Origin of the sequence: Psychrobacter sp. W2-37-MNA-CIBAN-0211, assembly GCF_040309405.1 — a bacterium.
Classification (GTDB): Bacteria; Pseudomonadota; Gammaproteobacteria; order Pseudomonadales; family Moraxellaceae; genus Psychrobacter; species Psychrobacter glaciei.
In genome coordinates, this window is record NZ_JBEOOU010000027.1 from 1 (window position 1) to 3,780 (window position 3,780).

Below are 3,780 nucleotides of genomic sequence, written 5' to 3' on the forward strand. Positions count from 1 at the left end.
GACCTGCAGGCATGCAAGCTTGGCACTGGCCGTCGTTTTACAACGTCGTGACTGGGAAAACCCTGGCGTTACCCAACTTAATCGCCTTGCAGCACATCCCCCTTTCGCCAGCTGGCGTAATAGCGAAGAGGCCCGCACCGATCGCCCTTCCCAACAGTTGCGCAGCCTGAATGGCGAATGGCGCCTGATGCGGTATTTTCTCCTTACGCATCTGTGCGGTATTTCACACCGCATATGGTGCACTCTCAGTACAATCTGCTCTGATGCCGCATAGTTAAGCCAGCCCCGACACCCGCCAACACCCGCTGACGCGCCCTGACGGGCTTGTCTGCTCCCGGCATCCGCTTACAGACAAGCTGTGACCGTCTCCGGGAGCTGCATGTGTCAGAGGTTTTCACCGTCATCACCGAAACGCGCGAGACGAAAGGGCCTCGTGATACGCCTATTTTTATAGGTTAATGTCATGATAATAATGGTTTCTTAGACGTCAGGTGGCACTTTTCGGGGAAATGTGCGCGGAACCCCTATTTGTTTATTTTTCTAAATACATTCAAATATGTATCCGCTCATGAGACAATAACCCTGATAAATGCTTCAATAATATTGAAAAAGGAAGAGTATGAGTATTCAACATTTCCGTGTCGCCCTTATTCCCTTTTTTGCGGCATTTTGCCTTCCTGTTTTTGCTCACCCAGAAACGCTGGTGAAAGTAAAAGATGCTGAAGATCAGTTGGGTGCACGAGTGGGTTACATCGAACTGGATCTCAACAGCGGTAAGATCCTTGAGAGTTTTCGCCCCGAAGAACGTTTTCCAATGATGAGCACTTTTAAAGTTCTGCTATGTGGCGCGGTATTATCCCGTATTGACGCCGGGCAAGAGCAACTCGGTCGCCGCATACACTATTCTCAGAATGACTTGGTTGAGTACTCACCAGTCACAGAAAAGCATCTTACGGATGGCATGACAGTAAGAGAATTATGCAGTGCTGCCATAACCATGAGTGATAACACTGCGGCCAACTTACTTCTGACAACGATCGGAGGACCGAAGGAGCTAACCGCTTTTTTGCACAACATGGGGGATCATGTAACTCGCCTTGATCGTTGGGAACCGGAGCTGAATGAAGCCATACCAAACGACGAGCGTGACACCACGATGCCTGTAGCAATGGCAACAACGTTGCGCAAACTATTAACTGGCGAACTACTTACTCTAGCTTCCCGGCAACAATTAATAGACTGGATGGAGGCGGATAAAGTTGCAGGACCACTTCTGCGCTCGGCCCTTCCGGCTGGCTGGTTTATTGCTGATAAATCTGGAGCCGGTGAGCGTGGGTCTCGCGGTATCATTGCAGCACTGGGGCCAGATGGTAAGCCCTCCCGTATCGTAGTTATCTACACGACGGGGAGTCAGGCAACTATGGATGAACGAAATAGACAGATCGCTGAGATAGGTGCCTCACTGATTAAGCATTGGTAACTGTCAGACCAAGTTTACTCATATATACTTTAGATTGATTTAAAACTTCATTTTTAATTTAAAAGGATCTAGGTGAAGATCCTTTTTGATAATCTCATGACCAAAATCCCTTAACGTGAGTTTTCGTTCCACTGAGCGTCAGACCCCGTAGAAAAGATCAAAGGATCTTCTTGAGATCCTTTTTTTCTGCGCGTAATCTGCTGCTTGCAAACAAAAAAACCACCGCTACCAGCGGTGGTTTGTTTGCCGGATCAAGAGCTACCAACTCTTTTTCCGAAGGTAACTGGCTTCAGCAGAGCGCAGATACCAAATACTGTTCTTCTAGTGTAGCCGTAGTTAGGCCACCACTTCAAGAACTCTGTAGCACCGCCTACATACCTCGCTCTGCTAATCCTGTTACCAGTGGCTGCTGCCAGTGGCGATAAGTCGTGTCTTACCGGGTTGGACTCAAGACGATAGTTACCGGATAAGGCGCAGCGGTCGGGCTGAACGGGGGGTTCGTGCACACAGCCCAGCTTGGAGCGAACGACCTACACCGAACTGAGATACCTACAGCGTGAGCTATGAGAAAGCGCCACGCTTCCCGAAGGGAGAAAGGCGGACAGGTATCCGGTAAGCGGCAGGGTCGGAACAGGAGAGCGCACGAGGGAGCTTCCAGGGGGAAACGCCTGGTATCTTTATAGTCCTGTCGGGTTTCGCCACCTCTGACTTGAGCGTCGATTTTTGTGATGCTCGTCAGGGGGGCGGAGCCTATGGAAAAACGCCAGCAACGCGGCCTTTTTACGGTTCCTGGCCTTTTGCTGGCCTTTTGCTCACATGTTCTTTCCTGCGTTATCCCCTGATTCTGTGGATAACCGTATTACCGCCTTTGAGTGAGCTGATACCGCTCGCCGCAGCCGAACGACCGAGCGCAGCGAGTCAGTGAGCGAGGAAGCGGAAGAGCGCCCAATACGCAAACCGCCTCTCCCCGCGCGTTGGCCGATTCATTAATGCAGCTGGCACGACAGGTTTCCCGACTGGAAAGCGGGCAGTGAGCGCAACGCAATTAATGTGAGTTAGCTCACTCATTAGGCACCCCAGGCTTTACACTTTATGCTTCCGGCTCGTATGTTGTGTGGAATTGTGAGCGGATAACAATTTCACACAGGAAACAGCTATGACATGATTACGCCAAGCTCAGATCGTCTGCGCGGGCATTGCCACGGGTAAAGTTGGGCAACAGGGCTGCATCCACACTTTCACTCGGTGGGTTCCACGACCGCAACTGCCCTCCAAATCCGCTGCCACCGCCGTGATAACCGGCATATTCGCGCAGCGATGTCATGCCGTCCGGCCCCAGAAGGAGCTTGCATGCAGGCCTACGCCTGCGACCGGCTGTCTGCCATGCTGCCCGGTGTACCGACATAACCGCCGGTGGCATAGCCGCGCATCAGCCGGTAAAGATTCCCCACGCCAATCCGGCTGGTTGCCTCCTTCGTGAAGACAAACTCACCACGGTGAACAATCCCCGCTGGCTCATATTTGCCGCCGGTTCCCGTAAATCCTCCGGTTGCAAAATGGAATTTCGCCGCAGCGGCCTGAATGGCTGTACCGCCTGACGCGGATGCGCCGCCACCAACAGCCCCGCCAATGGCGCTGCCGATACTCCCGACAATCCCCACCATTGCCTGCTTAAGCAGAATTTCTGTCATCATGGACAGCACGGAACGGGTGAAGCTGCGCCAGTTCTGCTCACTGCCGGTCAGCATCGCCGCCATATTCTGTGCAATACCATCAAAGGTCTGCGTGGCTGCACTTTTTACCTGCGACATACTGTCCGTGGCGCTCTCTTCCCACTCACTCCAGCCGGACTTCAGGCCTTTGCTCTTTCGCAAGTTTCTAGCTCTTTATCTTTTGTATGTTTGTCTCCAAGAACATTTAGCATAATGGCGTTCGTTGTAATGGTGGAGAAAGATGTGAAATTCTTTGGCATTGGCAAATCCAATATTGATCTCAAATGAGCTTCAAATTGAGAAGTGACGCAAGCATCAATGGTATAATGTCCAGAGTTGTGAGGCCTTGGGGCAATTTCGTTAATAAGCAATTCCCCTGTTTCTAAATAGAACATTTCCACACCAAATATACCACAACCGGGAAAAGTTGATTGCATTTTCAGGCCTAGTCGACGGGCCCGGGATCCGATTCGACCGATGCCCTTGAGAGCCTTCAACCCAGTCAGCTCCTTCCGGTGGGCGCGGGGCATGACTATCGTCGCCGCACTTATGACTGTCTTCTTTATCATGCAACTCGTAGGACAGGTG

4 protein-coding genes are annotated in these 3,780 nt (G+C 51.6%); 2 read left to right on the forward strand and 2 right to left on the reverse strand.

From position 1 onward, the window contains the following. Positions 1 to 274: hypothetical protein (locus tag AAEY72_RS14050; protein WP_502945385.1), on the forward strand; the 274-nt coding region annotated here is incomplete at its 5' end. Between the two features lie 345 nt (positions 275 to 619). After that, complete coding sequence (locus AAEY72_RS14055; protein ID WP_000027050.1) at positions 620 to 1,480, forward strand: broad-spectrum class A beta-lactamase TEM-116; 861 nt, start codon at positions 620 to 622, stop codon at positions 1,478 to 1,480. Between the two features lie 1,358 nt (positions 1,481 to 2,838). Here the strand turns inward: AAEY72_RS14055 and AAEY72_RS14060 are convergent. Both AAEY72_RS14060 and AAEY72_RS14065 read right to left on the reverse strand, forming a co-directional pair. Then, a complete protein-coding gene (locus AAEY72_RS14060; RefSeq protein ID WP_048014406.1) occupies positions 2,839 to 3,354 on the reverse strand; it encodes a phage tail tape measure protein in 516 nt (171 codons plus the stop codon). Beyond that, positions 3,333 to 3,629, reverse strand: coding sequence for an ATP-grasp domain-containing protein (locus AAEY72_RS14065; RefSeq protein WP_082140804.1), 297 nt, complete (start codon positions 3,627 to 3,629; stop codon positions 3,333 to 3,335). The genes AAEY72_RS14060 and AAEY72_RS14065 overlap by 22 nt, the downstream gene beginning before the upstream one ends. Between the last annotated feature and the right edge of the window lie 151 nt (positions 3,630 to 3,780).

Bases quoted from the DNA above. Each gene is read 5' to 3' on its own strand.
- AAEY72_RS14055 (WP_000027050.1), top strand. From the start codon at position 620: ATGAGTATTCAACATTTCCGTGTCGCCCTTATTCCCTTTTTTGCGGCA.
- AAEY72_RS14065 (WP_082140804.1), bottom strand. From the start codon at position 3,629: ATGCAATCAACTTTTCCCGGTTGTGGTATATTTGGTGTGGAAATGTTC.